This is a genomic window from Mycolicibacterium arseniciresistens, from assembly GCF_030519285.1.
GTDB classification, from domain to species: Bacteria; Actinomycetota; Actinomycetes; order Mycobacteriales; family Mycobacteriaceae; genus Mycobacterium; species Mycobacterium arseniciresistens.
In genome coordinates this window covers 1-3,324 of the sequence record NZ_JAUMSQ010000461.1, presented here as the reverse complement: position 1 = coordinate 3,324, position 3,324 = coordinate 1, and the positions used below count along the sequence as shown (strand labels likewise).

Annotated in this window: 2 protein-coding genes; one reads left to right on the top strand and one right to left on the bottom strand. The window is 72.3% G+C overall.

Annotated elements, in window-relative coordinates:
* On the top strand, positions 1-652 hold a 652-nt coding region (locus tag Q2100_RS30440; protein WP_302917013.1), incomplete at its 5' end, for an acyl-CoA thioesterase domain-containing protein.
* Here the strand turns inward: Q2100_RS30440 and Q2100_RS30435 are convergent.
* A complete protein-coding gene (locus Q2100_RS30435) occupies positions 542-3,079 on the bottom strand; it encodes an AMP-binding protein (RefSeq protein ID WP_302917012.1) in 2,538 nt (845 codons plus the stop codon). The two genes, Q2100_RS30440 and Q2100_RS30435, sit on opposite strands and share 111 nt — an antisense overlap.
* Positions 3,080-3,324: the final 245 nt, after the last annotated feature.

Below are 3,324 nucleotides of genomic sequence, written 5' to 3'. Positions count from 1 at the left end.
CCGCCCGCCGACCAACATGCATCTGCAGTTCCTGCGCGGCGGCGAGGCCGGCGAGCCGGTGGACTACACCGTCACGCCGGTGTTCGACGGCCGCACCGCCGCCGCGCGCCGGGTCGACTCGCAGCAGGGGAGTCGCCTGCTCACCACCGCCACCGTGTCGTTCGCCGCCCCCATCGCCGGACCCGAGCACGGGCGGCGATCCGCGATGCCCGCCCATCCAGACACCCTGCCGCAGACCGGGCCGCCGGGGCCCGCGCCGTCGCTGCCGCTGGACGAACTCGACATCCGCTTCGCCGACGAACGCTCGGATGATCTGTTCGTGCGGCGGATGTGGTGGCGCGCCACCGTCGACCTGCCCGACGACCCGCTCACCCACACCCTCGTCGCCGTCTACGTCACCGACCTGTACATGATCGATCCGGCGCTGCAGGCGCACGGCCACTCCATGCAGGCGCGCACGCACCGCAGCGGCACCACGGACTCCTCGGTGTGGTTCCACCAACCGGTGCGCGCCGACCACTGGAACCTGCTCGAATCGACCTCACCCGCCGCGGCGCGGGGCCGCGCCGTGATCACCGCCGGCCTGGTCCGCGACGACGGCGTCATCGCCGCCACGCTGGTTCAGGAGGGGCTGATCGCGAACCGGGAGTAGCCGCCTGCGCAGCATCGTCACCGCCTGGGTGAGCGCCACGCCCACCGCGACCGCGGCGACGACGCCGACGGCGGGATGGCCGTCGAACAGCGGATAGACCTGATAGTGGGTCAGATAGGTGTACAGCGACGCCTCGGCGACCACGCCGGCCACCACGGTCAGGCCCGCCGGGCAGCGGATCGCAGGCAGCCAGATCAACAACGCGAAACCGGTCAGCACCATCACTTCCCGCAGCGGGTCGCCGAAGTAGCCGATCAGGCCGACGGCCACCACACACGTCACGGCGAGGCGCTGCCACACCGTCGTCGCCTTCGCCGCGGCCCAGCCTGCCGCGAAGAACCAGAAGGCCAGCACCGTGAACCAGGCGTCGCGGCCGAGGTCCAGGCCGAGCACGTCGTAACGCAGTGCGACGCCGAACCCCAGGAGCACCGCGGCGACCGCGAACGGGTACCGCCGTTCCCACCGGTCGAAGGCGGTCGACGCGCACAGCAGCGCGACCCCGACCAGGATCCACACCAGCACCTCGACGAACCACAGCCGGCCCGCGGTCATGCTGTCGTGCGGGCCGAGGAACTTGTTGGCCAGCAACAGGTTCGACGCGTGATAGTGGTCGCTGAACAGCAGTGTCAGCGCCACCCACAGCACCGACGGGACGGCGATCCAGGCGATGGTGGTCCGTAGGTGGCGCAGCCGTTCGCGGCGCGGCAGCGGTGTCAGGCAGAACCGGCCGACGTTGTAGCCGGCCACTCCGAGCAGCAGGTGCGCCCCGCCCCACAGTTCGAACAACCCGGCGTGCGAGCCGACGATCAACACGATCGCGACGGCGCGCAGCGCCACACTGGTCTCCAGCGTCGCGCCCCACCGTCGCCGCGGCGGCCGGCCGGCCCGCTCGAGGTCCCGCACCGCGAGGCGCTGCCAATCGGCGGGCAGCCGGCCGAGTGCCCGCTCGAGGCGCACCGACATCGTCACGTAGGACAGCGAATTGCCGCCGAGGTCGACGAAACTCCGCTCCGGGGTGACGGCCGCCGGCTCGATCTGCAGCACGTCGGCGAAGATGGACCGCAGATCAGAGGTGTCGGGCGGATCCTGCGGGCGGTCGGCCAGCAGCCGCACGGCCGGGTAGTCGGGCTTGCCCGACGGCAGCTGGGGGAGTTCCGGCACCGTGGCCGCGCGCACCGTGTCGGCGGGCACGCCGGCGACCTCGGCGGTGAGACGCCTCAGCGCGGCGCCGTCCGTCGGGCCGGTCGCCGCGACGGCCAGGCCGTCGTGGAGATCGGTGCACAGCGCGCTCACCCCGCGCTCGGCGAGCGCGGACTCGACGGCCTGCAGGTCGATGCGCAGACCGTAGACCTTGACGAACCGGTTGCGGCGGCCGATCACCTCGTAGAGGCCGTCGGCGGTGCGGCGGGCGATGTCGCCCGTGCGTAGCGTGTCGCCGCCCGGCGCGAGCGCGAGGTCGGCCGGGCTGTGCGCGTAACCCATCATGACGTTGTCGCCGCGGTACACCAGCTCGCCGGTGCCGTCGGGCCAGCCGTCGGTGGGCTCGATGGAGAACGATCCGCCAGGGATCGGCACGCCGATCGAAGTGGGCCGCGTCGCCGCGAGATGCGGTGGCAGATAAGCCATCCGGGCCGTAGCTTCGGTGGCGCCGTACATCACGAACAGCTGCCAGCCACGGTCGGCGGCCAGCGCGGCGTAGCGGCGCACCCGCTCGGGCGGCAGCCGGCCGCCGGCCTGGGTGAGGTAGCGCAGGTCGGGCAGGTCCATCGAATCGAACCCGATGCGGTCCAGCAGTTCGAAGGTGTAGGGAACCCCGGGGAACGTCGTCCCGCGGTGCCGGCAGAACAGCTGCCAGAAGTCGTCGTCGACCACCGACCGCTCGGTGAGGATCAGCCCGGCCCCGCGCAGCAGATGGCTGTGCACCACCGAGAGGCCGTAGCAGTACGACATCGGCAGAGTCGTTGCGGCGCGGTCGGTTCGGCGGATGTCGAGATAGTCGGCGATGGCGGCGGCGTTGGCGGTCAGGTTGCGGCGGGAGAGCCGGACCAGCTTGGGCGAACCGGTGCTGCCCGACGTCGACAGCAGCACCGCGAGGTCGGGGTGCAGGTCGTGGCGGCTGCCGTCGCGGCGGTGGTGCACGCCGTCCGCGGTCACCACGACGTCGGGGTCGTAGGTGTGCAGGATCGCCGAGTGGTCGCGCCCCGCGGGGACCGGGAGGACGACGTGACCGGCGGCCAGCGCGCCGAGATGGTGCACGAGGGTGTGGACGTCGTTGCGGGTCTCGAGGAGCACGAGTCTGCGGTCGGGTCCGAGCGTGCGCGCGGCGGCGCCCACCCGGCCGGCGAGGTCGCGGTAGCTCAGCGTGTGCGCCGACGTCAGCACCGCGGTGTCGTCGCCGTGGGCGAGCAGACATTCGGTTAGCCTCACCTGCTCGAACCTACCGCTGTCCGGCAAACGCCGCGGTGCGGTTGAGCGTGCGTCGGGCGGGTAATTGACCAGCGGGTCCGAAGGCCGGGCCCGGCTCGACGACACGAGGAACGACACGACATGACATCCCCAGCAACCACCGTGCGCCGTGGAATCGGCGGCGCGTTCGCCGCCTGCCTGCTCGGCGGTGCCGCGGCCGCCACCATCGCGCTCCCGACGGCGAGCGCCCAGCCCGACCCGTGCAG